Source organism: Leptospira weilii (genome assembly GCF_006874765.1).
In the GTDB taxonomy this organism is placed as follows: Bacteria; Spirochaetota; Leptospiria; order Leptospirales; family Leptospiraceae; genus Leptospira; species Leptospira weilii.
Map to the genome: position 1 here is coordinate 252,501 of NZ_CP040841.1, position 22,973 is coordinate 275,473.

Sequence of the window (22,973 nt, forward strand, 5' to 3'; positions counted from 1 at the left end):
CCCAGCAAGCGAAGAAAGAAGTGCGGCCCTTGGAGTCACTTTCCGAATCTTTTCCGCCACAAAGGAACCGGACATTTCAATCAAACCAGAAAGAAAACTCGCCACGAGCCCCACCTGCCAAGCCATTTTGTAATCGCCGGTTTTCTTATATACGGGAAGTATAATAAAGAACGTAAACGCGAATAAGGAAACCGTGTTGATTCCGTAGGGAAGAGCAGTGACGTCGGGTCTGTTTTCTTTCCGGGCGAGACGATGCGCCTGCCAGGAATAAAACAGATTTCCAAGTAAAAGAGAAACAGCCGTCCCCGGAAGAATTACCTTATAGACAAATTCGCTCGGAACACCGCAAAGCGTAGTTAACAAAAAAGAAAGAACGAGAATCTGAATCAGATTGTCAATCATCAGACCGAAAAATCCGTCCAAATCCCCCGGCACAAACCACTTGAATCTATTTTGGCTCATTGTTTCGATTTACTCCCGAAATTCACTTGAATCACGTTGGACTGATCGCCTTTCACATCACCTTCTTTTTTTTCCGTTGAAGTTGTTTTTTCTCCGGATGAAAGTCCTTGAAAGGCTTCTTGTGCTTGTTCCGACGCAAACACTTTCATATTCATCAAAGTCGTCTGAGTTCTATCGAAATAACGGAATATGCAGTCCCAAGGAACAAAAACCTCTTCCCAAGTATAACCGAACTGAAGTTCGGCGTAGATCCATTCTTCTCCCGCGTCCAAATTACGAACCCCACCTTTGGGTCCGAATACGAGAATGATTCCGACTTCCTTTTCATCTCCGACTAATCCGCGTTTGCCGATAACCAATTGACGATGGGGTAAGGCGTGCAGGTAGAAGGTTCCGAATCCTTCCCAGTAAAGATCGAACAAAGAACGTTTGAATTTTCTGAGGGCCAGGATTTCTTCTTTCAGATATTGATTATCCATTCTTCAAATTTTGATCGGAAACTCCCGTGACGGCTTCGTTCAAATAATCTCCGTGAATCTTGTATTCCGGAACCAGAGCCTTAAAAGCGAGAAAGATATCCTTGTTAATCCTTCCTGCGGCCAAAAGTTCGTTAAATCTTGCAACAAACGTGGTCACTTCCTGATTTTCCAAGGGAGCGGCGATTTTAATCTTAGGATGATGGGTTTTTTTAATTCCCTCCAGATCCAAAAGAAGCTCTTCGAATAATTTTTCTCCCGGTCTGAGTCCGGTAAACTGAATCGGTATATCTACGTGAGGTCTAAGACCGCAGAGACGAATCATCTCTTCCGCTAAGTTGAGAATTTTTACCGGCTCTCCCATCTCAAGGATAAAGATCTCTCCGCATTCTCCCATACTTCCAGCCTGGAGAACTAACTGAGTCGCTTCCGGAATTGTCATAAAATAACGGATTACGTCGGGATGCGTGACGGTAACCGGACCGCCGTTTGCGATTTGCTCCCGGAACCTTGGAATCACCGACCCGTTGGAGCCGAGAACGTTTCCGAATCGAACCGTAATAAACTTGGTTTTTGTTTCTCGGGAGATATGTTGCAAATACAATTCCGCCGCACGTTTGGAAGCGCCCATGATGTTCACAGGATTGACCGCCTTATCCGTGGAGATTAACACAAAACGCTCCACGCCCGAAAGTCTGGAAATATCGGCGACGTTTTTCGTACCCAACACATTATTCATTACCGCTTCGGTTGGATTGATTTCCATCATCGGAACGTGTTTGTAAGCGGCCGAGTGAAATACAACTTCGGGAGAATGTTTTTCAAAAATAGAACTGACTCTGGAAAGATTTTTGATATCCGCGACGATCGGAATGAGTTCTATATTTTGCCCTTGTAATTTTTTTCCAAGTTCGTATTCGATTTCGTACAATGGCGTTTCCGCAGAATCCAATAGAAGAATTCGAGAAGGTTCGAAAACGGCAACCTGTCGGCAAAGTTCGCTTCCGATCGAACCTCCCGCTCCTGTAATCAAAATCGATTTCCCTTTTAAGTAAGAACGAATGGACTCAACTTCAAGATCCACAACCGGACGACCCAAAAGGTCTTCCACCTGCACCTCTCTGAGCTGATTTAATTTGGGAGAATCAAAAAACAAAGAACCCAAAGAAGGAAGAATTTTAAACTTCACATCCGTACTCTCAAAAGAACGAATCAACCGACTGATGAGTTTTCCGTCGGGATTGGTGATTGCGATGATGACTTGTTTTACTCCGAAACGATTGATCATTTGTTCGGCTTGATCGATTTTAGCCAGAATCGGAACCCCTTGGATATGCGCTCCGATTTTCTGTATGTTATCATCCAAAAATCCGATCGGGTTGAGTTTGAGTTCGTTATGCCTTCGGATTTCCGAAAGCAAAGTCGCACCTATCTTTCCGGCTCCCAAAATCAAAGTCGGAAGACCTTCTTCCTTGGATTTTTTGAGAATGTACTGATCTCGAAACACTCTCCAGGAAAAACTACGAATACAAAGAAAACTGAGCAGAAGAAGCGTGTCCAAAACGGGAACCATTCTGGAAAGTTGTTCGAAACGATTGTAAAATAAGAGCGCCGTGGTTGAAATCAGCGAGGAGAGTAGTGTGACCTTGATAATTTCCACAAGATCGTGAATCGAAGCGTAAACCCAAATCGATCTGTAGATATCGGAGAGAATGAAAACACCGGCTCTTACGGTAATGACAATGATCAAAGAAGTAAAAAATCTTTCCGGCGACGCGAGAAAAATAAAAGACTCAAAGCGAATCCAATGCGCCAAAAAATAGGAAATTCCCATGAACAGCAGATCTAAAGGAAAGATCCACATTCTTCGATTCCACTGACCGAGCATGTAGGAAATAAAATCCGTTCGTTCCTAAAAGTCCAACCTTTTTGAAACAGACTATTTCGATTTTTAGGTAAACCGAAAAATGTGTTGCAGAAATTCTTTTCTTGCCTCACTTCCAATAAGAGTATAAATCGTTATTTCAGGACACTTTGAAAGAAATCATCATCAACCTCCAAGGAGATTTGGATTTTAAATTAGGAGAAGCTTTGCTTTCCAAATTGGAAGAGCTATCCGAATTTCCACGTAAGATCCTTTTAGACGCTTCCGGGCTCAAATCGGCCACGCCGGAAGGCGTTTCGATATTAAATCGACTTCCGGAACGTTTTTCCGGATCTAAGTTTGCGATTTGTTCCGTACCTACCGGAATCGAAATCTCCGCGGAAAACGAAAAGGAAATCCCAGTATTCAAGGATCGGGAATCTGCAAAATCGCACTTGATTGCCGTCGATTCCATCGAACCTTCCGCTTTTTCCGAAAACGCTCCCGTGCTCATCAATTGTCCGATTTGTTTTCATATTTTGAAAATACAAAATTTCGGGAACCACAGTTGTCCCGTCTGCGATGCCAAGTTTTTCGTGACGAAAGACTTACGGGCATCGGCATTCGAAAGATTATTATAATATTCTCACATTTCTTCGAAAAACCGAATCGTTTCCAATACCTCCACGGGAACGTTTCCGGCCTGAAAGTAGGGGTTGTATCTTTTTTTGATTCCCGAAACAAGCCTTCTTTTTCTGGACTCGAAAGAATTCATCGATTCCTTTAGAATCGGATGTTTTTGCAATTCGTTCCGAACTTGAGGGGAAAATGGAACATACCGATTGAGAACATCCCTCGCGACTCGGTTGAGCCTGAGTTTTCCGGACGATTCGAAAAGAATCCAATAGGAATAATCCGAAGCGAACATATCTTTTAAATTCTTTCTGTATTTGACAAGTTGTTGATCGATGCTTTTTTTCGCGTCGGGAGTGAGGGCGGGGGACTTTCGATAATTCTCCAGATAAAGATAATATTCCGAAGTAAGCGAAGGCGGGGCGGAATCTTTCCACTTTCTTCCTCGAACCGTTCTTTCAATCTCCCACTTGAATTCTCCAAGGGTTCTCGTAATCGCCAAAGTCATGTTCTCGTTCAAAATCTGAGGAAATACGAGACGTCCTCTCGATACAAGTCCGGAAGTAATTTCCTGCCAAAGAACCCCTCTATTTCCAAAAACCGGAAGTATGATACAGTCCGGACAAATTTCTTTCATCGCAAGTTCCGGTTTGCCGGGAGTCTGTTCTGGCTCAAAGGAAATCTGTCTGTAAAAAAGATGTTTATCAATTTTACGAACGTGATCCACAACGGCATTTATTTTTTCATGCGTAACCAAAAACGCGTCGGTTTCTCCGTACATCTGATCTTCGGAAAGAATCGGATATGCAAGATTCGGATTGGAAGAAACGCCGATAAGTCCGTTGAATAATAAATTACTCAATTCCCAATCGAGGAGATGCAACAAGTCCTCGATCCCGCTGTCGCCCGCATATTCGTCGGTTCCCGTTTTGCGGAGTATGGAAGCGCGCACTTGTTCGTACGATTGCGCTAGATGATTTCGGGAAGGAGTTTTTTGACCCGAAAGAATGAGTCCCAACCATTCCGGTAAAAAATACACCGCAAGTTTATGATCGGAAGGGTAAGAATCCTGTGTATAATTTCGGATTTTTTCCAGCGTTCCGTAAAGTTGAACTATTCTCGCCGGAGAAAGAAGGCTCTCGTCCATATAAAAAAAATATAAAAAGAGTAGAACCGGTTTCGGAATGGGAGCGATATCCGATCTGTATTTTGCATAACAAGCGGAATAGAGTTCTATAAAAGTCTGGATTTCCTCCGGTTTGTGCTCTTTACGAACCAGACCAGGATGTTCTTTAAATGTGCGTACTCTTTTTTGAATCTCAGCCGCGGTAGAAGTACTCATTCCGGCGTAGTTTAAAATCTGCGCAAGACTTCCTTGAAATTCGTCGGGCAGGGCGACGTCTTCCTGAATTCCTCCAGCGCCTCCCATTTGAATTCCACCCCAAGTTTTCGTTTTTTCGGGATCTTTTTCGGGAACAGTTTCCACTTGAATACTCATGTCGTTCCCTTTTAAGCTGAAAATCTTCGCGTCGAAACGAATCCATTCCTTATCGTCGCCCGAATACAAAACGTGAATCTTATCTCCCACCGAAACCGGAAACGCATTGTAAAGTTTTTTTGTGAATACTTTTGTGTGGAGCGACTTCTGAACGGAATCGGGCCCCGGCGGGTTAGAATATAAAAAACCGGGAAAGGCTTCTTCCCCATCGGTTAAAAATACAACCGGGGTGATTTTTCTAGGATGAGGACCAAGATCACGGACGAGATGTTGCAACCTTTTGAATATGATTGTGTCTCTCCAGGCAGGAAGTTCCCCTTGATGAGCAAGATACAGTGCGAGTTCCGGAAGAAAAATCTCCTGAAACCAAGATTGTGACTCCGCAATTTTTTGAAGCACGGAGACCGAGGCGTGATCCAAAAAGGAATGTATCTGAATCACGTCCCTTCCGTTTATGTATGTAAGAGGTAGCTTTCTAAGAATCTTAGCTCGGAGCGCGGCGCGATTTTCGATCGATTTGCGAAAACGTCTTTCCAGATAATATCCGGCGACCAATAAAAGAACCACAAAGACAGTTCCATTGATGACAGGAATCCAAGAAAATTCCGGCCAGACAAGAATCGGGCGCGCTTGGCCTAACAAAAACATGCGAAATGTATAAGTTTCTTTCTTTTGAGGTCAAGCAGGATTCTCCGAAACGATTTTAAGTTTAATAATCCTGCAATCTTTAATTCCGAAACTTTCCTATCTTAGATCGGATAGACCCCAGTTTCAGCTCGAAAAAGTTGGCGTGTTTTACTTAGAATAACGGTGAGTTCGGCGGTTGAAAATGAGAAAGAATTTTCTCAAAGTAGGAGTTCCTACTTTGAAAATTTGTTCGTAAAATCTCGATTTGTCGTAGTTCTCACATTTTAAAAATAAATTTACAAAGTTCAAATTCCCACAGAAAATAAATCACACCGAACTCACGTTAGAATTCTGAGAACAAAAAACCTTTCGATTCCGTTTGAAAACAAGTTACACCTCTCAAGTAATTCTCAAATTCAAAACACTCAATTCCAAATTGTAAAAATTTTACGAAAGTACTCGAAAGAAAAATTCGATTTCAAACCTCGATGAACATTCATTTCGATAGAAATCTAAAGATTCCGTATTCGAATTAAAAATTATTCTTTTCAAAAGAATCGATAAGAATATTGCTGGATTTATAATCTATTTTCACGGGATTCATCGACGTTTCGCGTCGATGGGAAGACGGTTAGAATCCGTCACGGTATCCGCCGCTGTAAGAGGGACGAAAGGCATAGAAAGCCACTGGGATTAATCCTGGGAAGGCATGCCGAGTAGATAGATCTCAAAGTCAGAATACGATCCTGGGAAAATCTTGAAGATACGTTTAAACCTCGGAAGTAAGGCGAACGTAACTTAAATAAAAAATAATATAAGATGCGTTAGATTCCAATGAGCAGTCTATGCGTTATTCGTTGATTGATTGGTTTTAGGTTCACTTTGAAAGGGGGAGTATTGCGTTGTCTGCCGTTTCTACGTCCGCAGATAAGAAGGAAGTAAGTAGAAACGTTCTCGGAATTTTCATCGTCGGACACGGAAGTAGAGAACTTTCTCCAGTGCGGAATTCGAGACGTTCGTCGAAGGATACCGTAAACTCCATCCGGAGTACGAAATCAACATAGGGTACGTAGAACTCGCGGAACCGGTTTTTAAAACGGCGCTTTTGGAATTCGCAAAAACAAAAAATCGGATTTTAATTTTCCCGTTGTTTTTGTTCGCTTCCAATCACGTCAAAAACGACATCCCTTTGATTCTTTCCGACCTAAAAGAAAAATTCCCTAATCACCGATTCATCTCCGCGATGCCTCTGGGTATCCACGAGAATATTATTCGATTCGAAGTAGGGGATACATACGTTTTCCTACCCAGAGTTAGAAAGAGGCTTTTATTCGTAAGCTTAAAGAAGCAGATCCATTTGTATTTGTAAAATCGCTATCTACAACTCTTCCTGCTTATGCTCTTCTTCGCTCACCAAGTTAAAACGGTAACGTACACCTGCCTCCCCCCCAGAGCACTGATTCACCGATGCGCTGGTGGGATATCCTCCCGTGCCTCTTCTGTCGTCCCCTTCTCCAGTGCAATTCCTATTAGAAATTATAAAGTTAAATGTATTGTGGTCAACTTCCCCTAATTGTATAGTTATGAGTACTGTCAGAGTCCTATCCGGTGCTTCCAGATTATAAATTACCTGAAGCGGATCCGTGGTGGGTGTTAAAGCTTGCCTGTAAAGATCGAATGGCGTCGAAAGGGAGGTTGTTTGAATTACCACCAATCCCTGAGAGGTTCTAAGAATTGGAACGGCATGTCCCACTACAGTTCCGTCGGAACGCTGTCGCCCCAACATCCCCAGCCAAATGCTCCCCGGAGGAGAATTGATGAGCGAATTTATGTGAGATATTATCTCAGGCCGAGTGAGGAATTCATCAGAGACAATCCAGTCGTACTGAGGCAACATAGTCCTAGCGGATGCCAACCCCAGTAGTCTGGTTGTACGACCGTCTATACCATATACTCTGGGCACGTCCGTTAGCAACATGTCCAACAACGGATAACGTTGCCCAAACGATACAAAAGGATCTCTATCATGGGCTGTATCGAAGAAGTAACCTCCACTCTGAAGAGGCCCTTGAGAATGATACTCCTGAAGTTCTGCTAACATCTGGAAGCTCTGAAGTAGGCAAACGCCGCACATCCCATGCATCTGAGCCGGAGACGCAAGCGTAGCTGAATTCGATATCTCATAGAGCCTCCGAATCCAATCATCAGTTAATTGAAAGTCAGGGGGTAAGGTCCTTTTTACTCTTTTATAGGCAAGACTCTCCTTATTACCCGCTGGACAATATTGCTCTGTCTTTCCAAGATTGCCGGTTGTGTAACGTATCCAATCTAGTAAATCTCCATCAACTACGAACAAAGACGTAGGACTATTGGTAGTATCTGTTTTCAAAAAAGAGGGCTTAACTGCATAAGCAACACCCCAATTTGGTCCTTTCTCAGTAACTCTGAGAATATTTCCTTTATAGTCTTTGATCATTCCTCCCTCTTCAGTTTGAAGATAAACATTCCAATAAGCGGGGTTATCCTTACTGGTAAGTGCATCACTACATGATACCCATTGAATCCAATTCCATTTATAACTACCTACCTTAGAATACATGCAATAGAGCGATCCGCTAACAGGATTGTATTGAGCAAGATGTCCGTTCTCAGGATTGTAGTAGAGAGATGTAGTATTTTTTTTTGAGCCTTTTGAATGAATAAAGTAACGCCTATTTTCCAAATTCCAAGCTATGGAAGTCTTAATACTGATGTTGCCGGGAGTCGCCACAGTTTGAGCCCAATCTTTCATTGAAGAGTCCAAGGTATGGTTATAACCATCCTTAGAATTTTTTGAGATATAGGCATACCACTTCACATCTTTCAAGCGATACCGCCCGTCTGCAGTCCAAAAGGCATTTTCCTTTATGATCCATCGCTGCAAAGGGTCATTGATAGTACAAGGTCTTAAGTTCACATAACCCTGGTTTGTCTCTCCCTTAACTACTTTCTCCGGAGCAGTAATACACAACCACGTGTCCTGAATGTAATAAGAAATTCTTTGAAACACATCGTACCTTGCATTAGCAACCCCCTGTTCCCAACATTGCTCAATCTGAATATAACTTTCACCACCGCTAAAAACAGGAACATAACAAAACTTTCCCCCGTCATGTATAACGATCTTGATAGCTTTATCTTTCGGATTATCTGCTGGCTTTTGAACTATGGAACCAGGAATAGCGTTCGATAGAATATGGATAAGCGCAGGACTCACCCCGTAAGAAAGGTCAACTCCAATTGAAACTGACAAAACTACTATTGGAACTATCAAACGACTCATTTTAGCATCCTCTTTCTTTGAAAAATTAAGACGTAATCATGTAAAACCATAGGGACATGAGACCAACATAATTGCCAAGTATATTGTTATTTTATCATTTAGCACTAAGATATAGATAGAGGCAGAATGTATTTATGGAATATTCTTTTTCGAGGCGATTAAAACAGTTTTTTAACTCCATTACAGAATTTTTCAACAACTCTAACATACATATCACAAGACTCGTGGAATAAAATAATTAATAAAGATAAGTTCGCCCCACTGCTCAGGTAATCCATGCACCCATTTCAATGAAACGGAAAACAGAAGGAAAATTAATTTTTCAACAACTCTACTGATTTACGTCCTCCTCCAAGCATGAAGGAAAAAAGCAAGAAGTGTGTGTAACTGGCATTGTTATCAATCTACGGTCGGAGTAAAGGTTAGATTAGCGATCCTGAACGGAGCGAGAAACCGCAGTAAAGCTTTTTAGTATAAGACAAGATTCATTTTACTTCACCTTCTATTGAATCATCTTTATTACTGATCTCTATAAAGTAGAGTACCATTAATTTGAGCACAAATCCCACGTTTAGAAGTTAGACGCGGAATTTTAGACACTCTATTATGTAGAGATGAGTAGAACTATTGGATTGGATCAAACTCAAAATCCGACCTTGGGATATATATTGTTTTGAAAAAAGAGATTACCGCCACTTAAGGTAGAGTTTATTGTACCTCTTTAAAGTGTAGCATCGGATAATCCAGTCTGACTTAAACACTTCGCATTAAAATTATATATGCCTAATGTTTAAAAGAACCTAATTTAAAATATTAAAAAATTCGGTTTCCGGATATAAAGTCCGGAAACCTTGAATGGAGATACAGGAGATGAAATGGAGCTTATAAAATAAACTCCATCAAGAATAGTTGGAGAAAAGTATATTTCTATACGTTATGAAAATTGAAAATAAAAATTCTGATAAAAATATCATTTTATGTTATAATATTATACGAATAAGGAAAACTTTTTAATACCTTCGATGTAAATTCAGATATCCATAGATTTTAGATCTATAGTTGGAATAGCTTCGAAATCTAATGCTAATGAGAAAGTTATTTAACGTGAATTCGGCATAAGAAAATGAGAAAGAGTTTTCTAAAGTGGAATTCCTACTTTTAGAATTATTTGTTCGTAAAATCACGATTTGTTGTAGTTCTCGCATTTTAAGAATAGATTTAGTTCCAATTCCAGTTTCTCCTACAGAAAAATGAATCATGGGACGTTTATGAACAAATGTTCATAATGCGACAGAACTATCATTATCGGAAGTTGCCTGTTTATGATGGGTTTTTCTTGTTAAGTTTGGGTTGATTGAATAATGTGTCTTTATTACATTCTTATATTTGGTTGTTGGTTAGGTGTTTATGCGACATGAAAGAATTAACTACAAAAATGATTGATGATTTGCTTGATTCAAATCCAATTGATATTAATAATTTATCTATGGAAAAGAAAAAATATATTGAGCGATCTTTATCTACAATTCGGAAATCAAAAGTGGCTTGCACTGTGTGCGAGAAATTCGAGTTTAAAACTAGGGATATTTTGAATGGACTTAATTGCGGCAACGGAAGTAGCAAAATAGTTTAGCACGCGCTACTCGGGCACATCTGCCCCCGCAAAGACTATGATTGAAGTAATTTCTGAAGAAGCATTTGGCCACGCCGCTCTTGCACGGCATCCGGTTTGGTCCGAATACTATGACTTTGAAGAAATTGAGGAGGTTGCTGGCTGGGGCGTAAATCGAGAATGGTTAGCTTCCGAACTTGCGTTCAAGGGCAATGGAAGCAAGCACCCGTACTATTCCATACCTATTGAAAAACTTCCTGTAACTCGGATGCGCATCTATTTTGCGGCATCATTTGTCACAAAAGGCGGCGCCCAACTGAAAGGCTGGATTCTACAGAATGGCTTCGTTATTGGCATTCACCTTTCGCCAGACGAAAACGCGGTCTTTTCCCGGCATCCACAGCTCGAGAAGTTCAATGACAAAGAACTGGGCAAGCTCGTAAGTTTCTTGAAAATCAATCCGGAAGAAGTTTTTCCATTGTCAATCGTCCTTGACGCACGACTGCCGGATATCGTACATTCACAAACGTTTTCTCCCGCACTCCCCCGGTCCCAATGGTGAAAATTTCACATAACTTTGTCTCCTCGATTCGTTAGACGCAATTACTTTTTAAAACTGTGAAGATTGAAGAAATATTAAAAGAGTTTGGAGATAAAGGAGATACATTCACGACGTCGACAGTTCAGTATTTTCTGGATAATCTTTATGAAACTACTGAATTAGAAAACCAAAAAGTATTTTTGAGAAATCTTTCGTATCAATTTTACCAATTAAAAAAGAGTGAATACATATCAGATTTTCCATATAATAATTTAGTTCGACATCTTTGTCATGCCATTTTAAATGCAATAAATTCTGATTCAATAAAATCTTTTTCAAACAAATATACGGCAGATAATTTTAAAATTAAATCAATCGAAAATACTTTAGTATATCGTGATGGTGGTTCAATTGAGCTTGTAGTCTTAACTGAGTCTTTAAGTGAAGTAGCATTCTTTTTAGGTATTGATAATAAAGATGAGAATAATGATCCAAGTTACAATTATTTGTTCCCATGCGAAGGGTATAAAATATATGAATACTGGCCAATAGTTAAAGATTCTGCCGAAGACATTTTTATTTATTCGGAAATTAAAAAAGCAATGAATGAGAAACGATTAAGTCCCACAGGAGATTTTACATATTTAGAACCGGTCTCAAAACTCCTTGTACTTTGAGAGTGTAATACTATAATTGTGAAATGGACAAATATTATTCAGAGATTCCCGAGGGACTTTGGAAACAAATAGCCTCTTTGATCCCAAAAGAGAAGTCAAAGCCGAAAGGTGGTCGCAATCGCGTTCCAACAAGAGTCGTAATGGCAGGTATCATCTATCGAATGAAAACAGGCTGTCAGTGGCGTGCAATTCCGAATGACTTTGGATCGGGTCAAACTTGTCACAGAAGATTTCAAGAATGGGAACGAGCGGGAGTATTCAAAAAGATTTATAAATCTATTTTAAAATATTATGATGTGAAGAATAAGATAGCTTGGGATTGGGCCTCGATGGATTCCGCAATGGTCAAGGCTCCCAAAGGGGGAGTTTAACCGGGAAAAATCCTACAGACCGTGCCAAATTGGGAGTTAAACGGCATATTCTTACGGATGGAAACGGAATTCCATTGGCAATTACGTTGAGTGGAGCGAACGTTCATGATAAACACAATGTAAAAGATACATTGAATTCCATCTTGGTTTTTTCCGGAAGAAAAAGAAAAAAACCAAAACACCTTTGTTTAGATAAAGGTTATGACTTCAAAGATATAGAAGCATTGATCAAAAGAAGAAACATTCGACTTCATATTCGGAAAAAAGGTGAAAAACCTCTCATTGGTAAATACAAAGGAAAACCTAGACGTTGGGTCGTTGAAAGAACAAATAGTTGGCATAATCGATTCAGAGCTATTTTGATTCGCTGGGAAAGAAAAGCAGAAAACTATCTGGCTTCTCTTTATCTTGCAAGCTCAATCATTGTTTTTAACTTTTTTAATAGGTAGTTTTGAGACCGGTCCTTAGATAATTTTATTGAATATTATAAAAAAAGATTGAAATAATCGCAACTGCGTCTAATTGAAATTTTGGCGCTGCGGCTTTCGGTTATACTGCATTTGTGCTCAAAGTAATGGTATTCTATTTTATAGGGATCAGTAAAAGGAATTCGAAAGTGATTTTTCCACTTGTTAAGAATATTCACGATAAGAACCTGCCCCACCAGTTCTTTCTTATGGAAAAAACTGATGATGACAGAACCTTGCAGCTTGATCTTTCTGATAAAGTAAAATAAAGTTTTGGGATGCGCTGTAAACTTTTTGGAGATAGAGGTTACATCAGTCAATCTTTGTTTGAAAGTCTTTACGAAAAAGGGATTCAACTCATTACAAAATTAAAAAAGAATATGAAAAATAAATTAATGCCCCTAGTTGATAAAATCCTTCTAAGAAAGGGCAATCATTGAATCCGTAAATGATGAACTCAAAAATATCTGTCAAATTCAACATACTCGACATAGGAGTTTTTTCAATTGGGCCGTTAATTTACTAAGCGGTTTAGTTGCATTTTCTTTTTTTCCAAAAAAAACTTCTTTGAATTTGAGGTCAAAAGACAATTTACAACTTTTAATCTCTAATTAGACCGAACTCACATTAAATATTTTCGAACTCCAAGAAAAAATCAATCAACTCCAATCCGAAATCGTTCGCTCGGCCGCACCGATCGTTGAGTTTCTCTTGGGACAGGTTCTTATGAAAATTCCATATATCTAGGAATCAAACCTCCAAAGAAAAGAACTTGAACATAGTAAATATTATGATTTAGGAAAATGCTCCAGAAGTTCTTTGTTTTTCAACTTCTGATTTTTAAGCATCTCATAGTTTTCGGTCTTAATCGTCTTGAAATTTTGGATGATTTTCATCTTTTCTTTCATAAACTCTTTGAGTGGTTCGACTAACAGCTCTTTGCCATTCCAAGTAGCCTGTTCCCCCGTCTTAAGATCCAAATCCCCTCCGGAAGAAGAATGAACGACAACTTCTCCTTCGTTTACAAAAACTCCGTCCGGAATATCGGAATCTTCATTTTTAGGGGCCCTGGTTTTTTCTTCACTGACCACAAATTGAGTCCCACGAACCCCAGCAGTATAAGATGCGGAGTTCACTTCCAATTCTTCCTTTTTATTGGATTTTTGAACATTCGCAAATAGTTTACCGGAAATCAAAGTAACCTTTGACGTATTTTTGGAACTGTCGGAAAAGAGTTCAGAGATCTCAATTTTTGTAAATGGCGCGAGTCGTATCACGGAATTTGCACCCAATTGTAAATCCGCTTTTCCTTCTCCGGTTTCGACCTTCGCTGCTTTCGTAAGAATGACGTTTTTCTTAAGCGCTTCCGTTTTACCGGCTTGAAAATACTGGACCTTTCCGGTTACAAAAAGTACAATTGCAACTTCTTCATCTGCAAAAACAACTTGAGGTAGAAGTATAAGGAAGAAACTGAAAAGTAAGGCTTTGCGAATCATATCGAGAAAATTTACACAGATTTCTAAAAAAATCTACAATTAATTTCTCGATTCGAATAAGCGGAAAAAATTCAACTTTCACGGTTATTAATTCTTCTTTCAATCACCTGATTCAAAAGATCCGCGAGTTCTTGAAATTCGTCCCCTTTGCGAATTTTAATCTTCCTTGCCGGTTCCTCACCCGCAGCCAGTTTTCTAAGTTGGTTTTTGATATTATAAATCGGACCGGCCATCTTGTGAGAATAGATCACGGTAAAAATAACGGTCATCCCTAAAAACAAACCGGATAAAAACAGAATCCCGTTTACCTGGATCGTAAACATATCGAGTTTGTGATCGTAATCCGGAAGAAAGATTTCCCTTTCCACGAACTTTTCCCTTTCTACTCCGTTTTGAACTTCGAAACCTTTTTGATAAATTTTGATGGGATCGCTTCTCAATCTAAAAACGACTCCCTTATCGAACTTCGTGTAGTTCAACCAATACAGAAAACCTAAGGTTAGAACTAAGCCTAAAACAATGAGTAAGGAATAATTCAATAAAAATTTAAATTGAAAGTCCCGGTCTACGATGTAGTTGCTAAAAATTCTTTTTTTACCGGGGTCTTCTTGTGCCATTGCCATGCTAGGGTCCTCGAAGACTAAATTTCCCGATTTATCGGCCGACTGTCAAAGAGAATTTACTTTTAGTAAAGTTGAATCACTTCGGAAACTAATTCTCTCTGAATGGCGATTTCTTTTTCAAGCGTTTGAACATACATAACGTTTTCATCCATGTCCACGATAACGCCCTCGATTTCCTTTCCGTCGGTTAAAATTACTTTTTCCAATCTTTGAAAATCCGTTAGTAATTCCTGTTTACTGGAGTAGGAACGGTTTTTATCCCGAGGAATGTTTTCGATCGGCAATCTTTCGAGTTCAACCTCAAGACGATTTTTTTCGGAATCGCTCAAATGGCTCCGGACAAAACCCTTTTGGTTTACTAAAATTCCTTGGTTCGGTTCCAAAATCTGCTCGCCTTCCGGTGCCGTTTGTCGAGATTCCGAACGGGTACTGATCGCAACACGCCCTTCCAAAACCTGTACTCGAGTTCCTTCTCCCGGAACGTTTTGAAAACTGAAACTTGTCCCCCGAACCTCCGCGCTTATATTTTCGGAACGAACGACGAATTCTTCCTTCTTAAGATTTTTATGGATATGAGCCAATAACTCTCCCTTCTCCAGATCTATTTCAATCTTGTAATGCGCGGAAAGATCGATCATCCGAAAAGAAACTTCAGAATCGGAAAGAACTCTGACTACAATCCCGTCGGATATTTTTAGATTCAGAATAGCCTTGGAACCAGTAACCACTCTTTGACCTTCTTGAATTCTAACTCCTGGTTTTAAAAGGATCCTGTCCTTGGGATCGGAAGAAGTGAGATAAGCCTCCCCTTCCACCTGTGAAATTTCGACTCCACCCCTTTCGACTCGAAGGGAGGGTTGATCGTTAAGAATAGAATAATATCCTAATGTGACTGCGAAAAGAAAAATCGCGGCTGACGAAAGCGCTAAAACAAGTTTATTTTTCGTAAAATTAGAGAAAGAAAATATTTTTGAGGAATCGGAACGTGCGCGCGTATAGAGAGACTCGAAATCCGATTCTTTGGGAAAATATTCTACCCAAGAATCACTCAAGCCCTTGGACAGCCATTCTACGGAAGGACTTAGATCGTTCCGTTTTCCTTGAAATAGAATTTCTTGAATCTTTTCTTCCCTTTTCATTCCCGATTCTTCCATTTTTATTTACAGCGCGTCCCAACCAAACCCCAGTTACTTTGTCAGAAAGATCAAGCCGTAAGATCCTGTCCCCATCGCACGCCCCTTAGGAAATGATGCCTGAGTTTCTTTTGGGACAGGTTCTTATACTCTTAATCAGGGCTTCAAATTCTTTTTCTCTGCGATCTCGGTCACTTTTGCGGTCCCTTTGACAATTAAACGAGAAACGGTAGAAACCGATATGTTCATAATCTCCGCAATAGTCGCCAGACTGTAATCCTCCATAAACCGAAGAATCAAAGCATATTTCTCGTCCTCTTCGAGTTCATCCAAACAAACCAAAAGCCGTTCTTCTAAATCTTTAAGTTCGGCCTTTCTGACAAAAGAGAGCTTTTGTTCCTGAAAGTCCTGCATCTCAGAATTCCCGCTCTCTTTTACCGTGGAGAACTTCCGAGAATAATTGATGGATCTGTTTCGAGCAATCGTATAAAGCAAACGAATCGCTTGTTCTCGATCGACGTCCGAATCCGAATATTTCCTAAAAAAATTTAGGAACGTATCCTGCATCAGATCCATCGCGACCTCGGGATTCCCGGAACTATATTTATAGAGGAAATCAAAGATCCTTCCGCTGTACTCTCGATAAAGAGCGTCCATAAAATCTTTCCGGGAAGTCATTGGAACTAAGTTGAAAATAGGAAACCCAATTTCAAGTAAATTCCTTGGTCGCTTCTGTCTTCTATTCTGAGTTAACAAAATGACTTTGATTTTTTTTCAGAATCGAGCTTTTTTTCGAAAGAAAACCAGATTATTTCATTTGATTTCAATTTCAATCGTAACCGAAAGTCTTAGAACAGCGGCACAAATTACCTAAAAACCGAGAATTTACCTTTTTAAAGAAAACAATTCTTTCGATAGAATAGATAGATGCATCCGGACTCCAGAAGTTTCATTTCAGGCAATATAATAAAAGCAAAACAACGCCAGCATTGTAGAAACGGATTTATCAAACTCGGCAGAACATTTTCTTCACTCTCTGTTTTAGGAACTCTGTTATTTGTCGGAGCGTTTCTAGAACCCTCGCATTCCGTGTTTTCCCAAAACGCCCCGCTGGACCAATTCGCAAATCAACAAAAAAATCAAGAACAAGCCGAAACCAAGCCTCTTCTTCGAGTCTTTCCTTCGTATCGAAAGGAAGAATGTGATTGGGCGATTCGCTGGGACATTTGTTTCGGTTGTCTAAAAATCGGAAGAAGATATGCTCAAAAAATCCATTTTTATCCATCAAGACCATACCGGGAGCACGGATGTTATTCGGATGAAGAAGGATTTTTTATTTTAGATACTGAATGATTTTAAATTTCACATAGACGTAGGCAAGAGGATTTTGAAGAGAAATCGATTGGTTCATTTCTTTCGCCTAAATCAACACTCTCTTTTTTCTCTTCGAAAGAATTCAAATTATATTATATTTTTTTAATGGTAAAAATCTATTGAAAAGATAAAAATTTTAATAAATCCAAATGCTGTTTTGAGAAAAAGATCGAATATGGAACAGATACAATCTTATTCGCCCAGATTTTAAACCGCAGAACTCCGCGTTCTTTTATGTTTGGATCAACAACGAATATGATTTCCTTTTAGGTTTCGGGAAAAGTTCTAAGGAATCAAAGAAAAAGCGGAGAAGAAAAAATTCTCCTCCGCCTTTTTTAGAAAAATCTTATTTTTTACAAGCCTGGATTGCAGGAATACTTTTTGCGGACTTAAGACAAGTAAGATCGAATTTTCCGGACATACATTCTTTTTGTAATACGGGCACTAAAGTTGCTTTCATTGTCGCAATGCTCGCGGCATCTTCCGGCTTTTGTCCCGCAGTCAGATTGGTCAACATTTCGTCCACGATCGGAGCACATTCTTCGGCCGAATATTTCGAACCGGAACACGCTACGGTCAACGAAAGAACAGTAAGAGCACCTAGAAAAATCATGAGAGCTTTTTTCATCTAATATTCCTCTTTTGAGTATTGGGGACCACTTTAGTCCGATCTTGTTCCCTGAAAAGTGATTTTTTGGAGGGATGAATGGTTATTCCATAATGTAGAATCCCCTTTTCTCCCTTAAATTTTAATACTTTGGTGCGGGAATCATAGTGATACTCACCCGCATTGACCAGAACTTCAAATCCATTTTTATAATGTATTTCCGGGATAAAAATTTCTGTTTCCGGCAATACGTTTCCTTCTTGTTGAAAGAAATATTTGAATAAAGACTTTTCCATATCGAAAGACAAAGCCACGGGCAACCCTTTTGTTCGAATCGGATACGGACGACTGAATGCCCTCACAGCCCTACCCCCGTCTTCGTCATACGAAGTAGGTGTGTCCTTGGAATAGATCGATAAATCCTCCTCGTTCCATCTGTCTCCCAAACTGTGAGTATGATCGGGAGTATAATTCCATAACGCGAGATGAACGAAATTTTTTTCCACGGCCTTCATCACTCGATCGAGTGCTTGTTCCAATATCCCATAATCCTTTTTGTGATACGCAACCCTGTGGTTGATGTCCATGGGAATTCCGGTTTCCCCGATTACTGTAGGGCAATTGCCCATTTTTTTTTCGGACATTTCCCGGATCATTCGAATCGTTTCCTCATAAGCCCTATCTATATTCTGTTTTCCGAATACTGGTTTTTGCTTGAATACGTGGACGCCGAACCAAGGAAAATAACGTTTGAGCATCAACACGGATATATCGTACCAATGGGTCGCGTTGACTACGGAGCCGTAATTTTTCTTAGAGGCTTCCCTCCATTCCAGTTCTAGTCTCGAAGGATCACTTTCCACAAAGATATGAAAACGACTTTCCGTCTTCTGTACCGCCTCCTTGAACTTCTTGATAAAAGGATGCATAAAATGGGAATAGAATTCGTATTTTTTTCCATTCTTCCTATGGAAATATTCCGGCTTTAACATCATCGGGGCACCGTTCGGATCGTAGTCCCAAACCCCGTGATTTCTCCAAACACACTGGTATCCCCGTTTCCAAAGAGAAACTCCCCCGCCGTTCAATCGCACTTTACCCCAAGGCAAACTCCAGAATCCGAGCATGTAGGCTTGTTCCGTCGAAACGGCGCGCCCTTCGGAAAGATACATCTCTTTGAACGGAGAAGTTTTTATCACTTTTCCAAATCCGAACCCTTCGAACTCTCCCAAATTCTTTTTTCCGATCCATCCGGGAGAAGGTTCATTCAAGGTATCAAATCCTATCACGTTTTTATACTTCTTAAGCTTACGCACTATCTTGAGCACGGAATCGATGTAGTGATCTTGTAAAAAGTCCTGTGCATTCTTTCCATCGATCCTGGTGTTCGGCGCAAACTCCCTTCCTCCAAAAAATAAAGAGAACATCGTTCCACAAACGTATTTTTGATAATTGAGAGGCCAGGACATTCTTCTATAATGCCTTCCTTGGTAATGATGGACGATCGCGGTTTCCGAACCTTGAATCTTGGAAATATCCATTCCTAACTCTTCCAAAGTCCAACCAGGAGCTCCGTCCCCCCCCGTAAACCGAGACCATACATCCTGATGAGGATCGATAAAAAGATAAAATCCTTTTTGACTGGCAAGGGAAACCATTCTTTCGACATAGTCTATGTATTCGGTATCGTATTTTCCGGGGCCTTTGTGTTCAATCGCTTCCCACGTTATGAGAAACCGCAAGAAATTGAATCCCCATTTCCTCAGTCTATCGAAATGTTCTGAAGCCTGATCCTCTTCCAAAGGTCTTCCGACAAAAGATACGTTTCTATGATTCAAGAATGTGAGAGTTTGATCAAAATGCGTGGTTCCGTCGGGTTTGGAGGGAAGTTTCGCAGAGCCGGAAAGATTGACTCCACGTAATTGATAGATCGTTCCGTCTTTACTTGCGAAGTGTCCGTTTTTAACGAATAATTCTTCCATAATATTCCTCGAATTGAATTTGATCGAATTCTCTTTTTTATTTTCTTACCTTGTTTATGGAAAAAACCTTCTTCGCTTGGCGAAGAGCCAATCGCAAACTCAATCTCGCTTCCTATGGGGCGCTCGATTCCCCGAATTGAATTCTTGCGTCCTCGTATCCTCGACGGATCAAATAATCGGCTTGGACTTGAGAGAAATTTAGGATACTTCCGAATCCGAGAGAGGTTCTAGGACCGATCGTCCTTATCTTCAGTTCAGGTCGGGTCGCGCTCGGAATGGATAAGAGAGAAGTGAACTTGGATTTTTTTCCCTTTTTCTTTTTTTTTTCGAAGTTTAAATTGGACATCACAGTTTGATACGAACCAATAAGAGACAGTTCAAACGCTCTCTCTAAACCTTCCCTTCTTGTCTTCGGTAAACCCATATCGACCCCTCCAACAGGAGAAAGTAATACTACGACAATGTCAGTCGCCCCCCGTTCCAAAACTGGAAGGATCGGAGTGTTTGCCATCACTCCTCCGTCCCAATGAGGTCTTCCGTCCACGTATTGCCAAGGAAAGAACATGGGAATCGCCGAAGAGGCCATAACGTGTTCTATATCAATTTCCTTGTTTCTAAAAAATACAAGTTCCGCGGTGAGAATATTAACCGCGGTAATAATAATTTCGGTCGGGTTTTTTCTAAGTTTGCGAAAATCCAAATAAGAATAAAGTAAGTTCTTGAGAGGCGTCGTATCAGTCAAAGGAGAATAACTTTTTACAAAGATGTCTACTAGATCGTTCCAGATGGAATAGCGCATCACTTTTTTGGCTTCGATGGATTTCCAAAGTTTCGTTATCTCGGCGGCATTCATTCCACAACCCATCGCGGTCGCGGTGATCGCTCCTACGGAAGTACCGCAGATGATATCCGGTTTGAATTGAATTTCCTCCAGATAACGAAGAACCCCCGCTTGGTAAGCGCCTCGGGCTCCCCCTCCGGACAAAATAAGGGCACGCTTCATTCTACCTGAATCTCAAGAGGGCGGAAAAAAGAGAAGAATTTTCGGTTTGTTCAAAGAAACTCAATGAGAAAGATTTCTCAAAAGAGGAAACCTCCTGAGCGACTGCATCGTTTCATCGACATCCATCTGTCGAGATCGGAAGCTCAAGAATGACCAGTTCTCGAAACTCAGAAAGGTCAGCGGTCTGATTGGATTGCAATGCCCCGACTACGGCTGTATTGCAAGTAAAACCCGGGCTATTGCTCAGCCACCTCACAGGTCAATTGTTTGTAACAACTATCATTCACTAGACCACCTCCTTTTCGTGTGGCTGCAAAATATTTTGTCTCATGAAAATGTCAAGAACAGACTGATTTTTTAGAGTCAATTTTCAAAACCAAAAATTCCTTTCAGAAAGCGTAAAGCGGGAGTCCCCATAAACTATGCCACATCCTAAGCGGTTTCGAATTTTTGAAAGGTCTGTTCGCCGTGCCGTATGAGTTTCCTACACTTTAGGGTTAGATGAACAACCTCTAAAAAGCGCGTTGAAATCGAATCATCCAGTCTATTTAACGTGAATTCGGCGGTTGAAAATGAATTTTCTAAAAGTAGGAGCTCTTACTTTTAGAATTTGTTCGTAAAATCGCGATTTGTTCTAGTTCCCACATTTTAGAGTGATACGCTGTTCAATACAAACAATTACTAAAACAAACATGAAATCTATATCATTGAATCTAAATTCCACCCAAACACATTCAAGAAACCGCCTTAACCCTTGAAATCAGTAGAATCGTGATTACATTAAATCCCATCGCCAGATATCCCGCCACTTCGTAGTTTTGGTAGGGAGAAGTTGGGCTTGCAGCGACAAGAATACTTCCTCCAATCGTAGCTCCGAGTCCGGAAGCGAGATTTTGCAAAGCCGAGATCACCGTCATAAAACGTCCTCGATCGCTCGGTTCCGTCGCAGATGTTATCAAGGCCAAAGCAGGGATCCACCTTCCCGATACGATTACCATAAAAACGGTAGTGAGAATCAGAACATTCACAAGCGAAGTCTGCCCGAGGTTGGTCATGATAAAGATCGGAATGAAAGATAAGGGAACCAGAATATAGAATACCTTGTGTTTTCCAATCTTATCCGAAACGATTCCGATTACTCTGGAAGAAAAGAACGTAACAAGGCCGCCGAAGAAATAAATCCAAGGAATGTTGTCCTTAGGGATCCCAACATTTCTTTCCATATAAGGCGCGATAAACGGAATCACAGTAAAGCCACCGAGAATCACGAACATAATGAGCATATAAGAAGCCATGTACTTCCTATACGTAAGAATCCGAAAAAAATTTCGGATCGGATTGGCCCCCGCAAATTGAAATGGAGGAATACTCGGAAGATGATAATTCATCAGAACCAAAATCGGAAGACTCAAAAGGACAATTCCGGCAAAAGACATATTCCATCCGTAATACTCCGCCACTTTGAGTCCCAAGGGAACTCCGACCACAGAAGCAACGGAAAAAGCTCCCATAATCGCACCGGTCGCCCTTCCCCTGCGCTCCATCCCAATCACGTCCCCTACGATCGCAAAGGTAACGGAACTTAAAATTCCCCCGAATGCACCGGAAATAATTCTCGCAATCAAAAGAAAAAAATACGAATCCGCAACCGCGCAAAAAGCGGTTCCCACGATAAAACCAGAGTACAAAAAAATCGCCGCAGATTTCCGATTGAAACGATCTATAAAAAGTACGCCTACGATTCCGGCTACAAACGCGCTGTAGGTATATGCGGAAATGAGAACGGAAAATTCTTTCGGATTGATATGAAACGCTTCCTGAAAATAAGTTCCAAGCGGCATCATAATTACAAAATCGAGAATATGAGTGAATTGAACGGCCGCCAACACAAAGATTAGCATTGTTTCAGATTTGACGTGGATGTTACGGGCAGAACGAAAAGACATATGGATCATTTTGAAAAATGTCGCTTTTCTTGTAGATAGAAAAACGTGAAAAATAGATTGAATGTCTTGATTTTCGAAAATCCGCTGAGATCCTTACTGAGGACAAATCGGGATCTGCACTGTACTCGAATTGAATCAATAAGTTGCGAATTTGAGTTTCGGAGCCGATAATTTAGAAATGGAAAATTTGAGTTTTAAACCAAACAGCAAATTGATTTCCACGGATTCGGCTATTTCCTCAATCAAATCGGGGCAAAAA

At 40.4% G+C, this 22,973-nt stretch carries 18 protein-coding genes, 3 pseudogenes and 1 riboswitch (1 of these 22 only partly in view); of the genes and pseudogenes, 8 read left to right on the forward strand and 13 right to left on the reverse strand.

The window, feature by feature from the left end:
- The 3 genes in view from FHG67_RS20685 to FHG67_RS20695 are tightly spaced (each overlapping or abutting the next) and all read right to left on the reverse strand, a layout consistent with a single transcriptional unit that may run on beyond the window.
- Positions 1-462 carry the beginning of a hypothetical protein gene (locus FHG67_RS20685; RefSeq protein ID WP_004497284.1) on the reverse strand. 1,149 nt of this gene lie to the left of the window's left edge, so only the first 462 of its 1,611 coding nucleotides appear in the window; it begins with the start codon at positions 460-462; its stop codon lies beyond the left edge, outside the window.
- Complete coding sequence (locus FHG67_RS20690) at positions 459-941, reverse strand: ClpXP protease specificity-enhancing factor SspB (protein WP_004497374.1); 483 nt, start codon at positions 939-941, stop codon at positions 459-461. Before FHG67_RS20690 ends, FHG67_RS20685 begins: the two co-directional genes overlap by 4 nt.
- On the reverse strand, positions 934-2,826 hold the full coding sequence (locus tag FHG67_RS20695; protein ID WP_026054517.1) for a polysaccharide biosynthesis protein: 1,893 nt from the start codon (positions 2,824-2,826) through the stop codon (positions 934-936). The genes FHG67_RS20690 and FHG67_RS20695 overlap by 8 nt, the downstream gene beginning before the upstream one ends.
- 146 nt (positions 2,827-2,972) lie before the next feature.
- Between FHG67_RS20695 and FHG67_RS20700 the strand changes: the two genes are divergently transcribed.
- Positions 2,973-3,443 (forward strand): hypothetical protein, encoded by a 471-nt coding sequence (locus FHG67_RS20700; protein ID WP_002624947.1) that lies wholly within the window; start codon positions 2,973-2,975, stop codon positions 3,441-3,443.
- A gap of 5 nt (positions 3,444-3,448) precedes the next feature.
- Here the strand turns inward: FHG67_RS20700 and FHG67_RS20705 are convergent, their stop codons facing one another.
- Complete coding sequence (locus FHG67_RS20705; protein WP_004500830.1) at positions 3,449-5,581, reverse strand: hypothetical protein; 2,133 nt, start codon at positions 5,579-5,581, stop codon at positions 3,449-3,451.
- Between the two features lie 557 nt (positions 5,582-6,138).
- Positions 6,139-6,324: riboswitch (cobalamin riboswitch) on the forward strand.
- Between the two features lie 138 nt (positions 6,325-6,462).
- Between FHG67_RS20705 and FHG67_RS20710 the strand changes: the two are divergent.
- Positions 6,463-6,833, forward strand: a pseudogene (locus FHG67_RS20710) (sirohydrochlorin chelatase); the annotation flags it as partial.
- A 145-nt stretch (positions 6,834-6,978) separates the two neighbouring features.
- Here the strand turns inward: FHG67_RS20710 and FHG67_RS20715 are convergent.
- Positions 6,979-8,882 (reverse strand): annotated as a pseudogene (locus tag FHG67_RS20715) (DUF1561 domain-containing protein).
- A 1,414-nt stretch (positions 8,883-10,296) separates the two neighbouring features.
- On the opposite strand from FHG67_RS20715, the gene FHG67_RS20720 reads away from it, so the two are divergent.
- The 5 genes and pseudogenes from FHG67_RS20720 to FHG67_RS22540 form a co-directional block, all read left to right on the forward strand.
- Complete coding sequence (locus FHG67_RS20720) at positions 10,297-10,515, forward strand: hypothetical protein (RefSeq protein WP_142499945.1); 219 nt, start codon at positions 10,297-10,299, stop codon at positions 10,513-10,515.
- A 37-nt stretch (positions 10,516-10,552) separates the two neighbouring features.
- On the forward strand, positions 10,553-11,056 hold the full coding sequence (locus FHG67_RS20725) for a hypothetical protein (protein ID WP_002625824.1): 504 nt from the start codon (positions 10,553-10,555) through the stop codon (positions 11,054-11,056).
- Positions 11,057-11,112: 56 nt separating this feature from the next.
- The gene (locus FHG67_RS20730) at positions 11,113-11,712 is read left to right on the forward strand and encodes a hypothetical protein (protein ID WP_004500884.1); all 600 of its coding nucleotides are present in this window, start codon (positions 11,113-11,115) and stop codon (positions 11,710-11,712) included.
- 23 nt (positions 11,713-11,735) lie between these two features.
- A protein-coding gene (locus FHG67_RS20735; RefSeq protein WP_376767589.1) for an IS5 family transposase occupies positions 11,736-12,532 on the forward strand; the annotation gives its coding sequence in 2 pieces (ribosomal slippage) (positions 11,736-12,081 and positions 12,081-12,532; 798 coding nt in all).
- 305 nt (positions 12,533-12,837) lie between these two features.
- Positions 12,838-13,165, forward strand: a pseudogene (locus tag FHG67_RS22540) (transposase); the annotation flags it as partial.
- Between the two features lie 173 nt (positions 13,166-13,338).
- Here FHG67_RS22540 and FHG67_RS20745 read toward each other — a convergent pair.
- From FHG67_RS20745 to FHG67_RS20760, 4 genes are all read right to left on the reverse strand, one after another.
- On the reverse strand, positions 13,339-14,046 hold the full coding sequence (locus tag FHG67_RS20745) for a FecR family protein (RefSeq protein WP_004497322.1): 708 nt from the start codon (positions 14,044-14,046) through the stop codon (positions 13,339-13,341).
- A 71-nt stretch (positions 14,047-14,117) separates the two neighbouring features.
- On the reverse strand, positions 14,118-14,669 hold the full coding sequence (locus FHG67_RS20750) for a HAMP domain-containing protein (RefSeq protein WP_002627705.1): 552 nt from the start codon (positions 14,667-14,669) through the stop codon (positions 14,118-14,120).
- 62 nt (positions 14,670-14,731) lie between these two features.
- Positions 14,732-15,823, reverse strand: a complete 1,092-nt coding sequence (locus FHG67_RS20755) for a FecR family protein (protein ID WP_004500636.1) — start codon at positions 15,821-15,823, stop codon at positions 14,732-14,734.
- Between the two features lie 135 nt (positions 15,824-15,958).
- Positions 15,959-16,459, reverse strand: a complete 501-nt coding sequence (locus FHG67_RS20760; protein ID WP_002627696.1) for an RNA polymerase sigma factor — start codon at positions 16,457-16,459, stop codon at positions 15,959-15,961.
- A 270-nt stretch (positions 16,460-16,729) separates the two neighbouring features.
- On the opposite strand from FHG67_RS20760, the gene FHG67_RS20765 reads away from it, so the two are divergent.
- Positions 16,730-17,155 carry a hypothetical protein gene (locus FHG67_RS20765; protein WP_002627684.1) on the forward strand — a complete coding sequence of 142 codons (426 nt, stop codon included), beginning with the start codon at positions 16,730-16,732 and terminating at the stop codon, positions 17,153-17,155.
- 367 nt (positions 17,156-17,522) lie between these two features.
- On the opposite strand, the gene FHG67_RS20770 is transcribed toward FHG67_RS20765, so the two are convergent.
- The 4 genes from FHG67_RS20770 to FHG67_RS20785 form a co-directional block, all read right to left on the reverse strand.
- Entirely contained in the window at positions 17,523-17,804 is a 282-nt protein-coding gene (locus tag FHG67_RS20770) for a TIGR04454 family lipoprotein (protein WP_004500635.1), read from the reverse strand.
- Positions 17,801-19,765 carry a glycoside hydrolase family 5 protein gene (locus FHG67_RS20775; protein WP_004502116.1) on the reverse strand — a complete coding sequence of 655 codons (1,965 nt, stop codon included), beginning with the start codon at positions 19,763-19,765 and terminating at the stop codon, positions 17,801-17,803. The genes FHG67_RS20770 and FHG67_RS20775 overlap by 4 nt, the downstream gene beginning before the upstream one ends.
- Positions 19,766-19,877: 112 nt before the next feature.
- Positions 19,878-20,768 (reverse strand): patatin-like phospholipase family protein, encoded by an 891-nt coding sequence (locus FHG67_RS20780; RefSeq protein WP_026054258.1) that lies wholly within the window; start codon positions 20,766-20,768, stop codon positions 19,878-19,880.
- Between the two features lie 734 nt (positions 20,769-21,502).
- Positions 21,503-22,714, reverse strand: a complete 1,212-nt coding sequence (locus tag FHG67_RS20785; protein ID WP_016760646.1) for an MFS transporter — start codon at positions 22,712-22,714, stop codon at positions 21,503-21,505.
- Between the last annotated feature and the right edge of the window lie 259 nt (positions 22,715-22,973).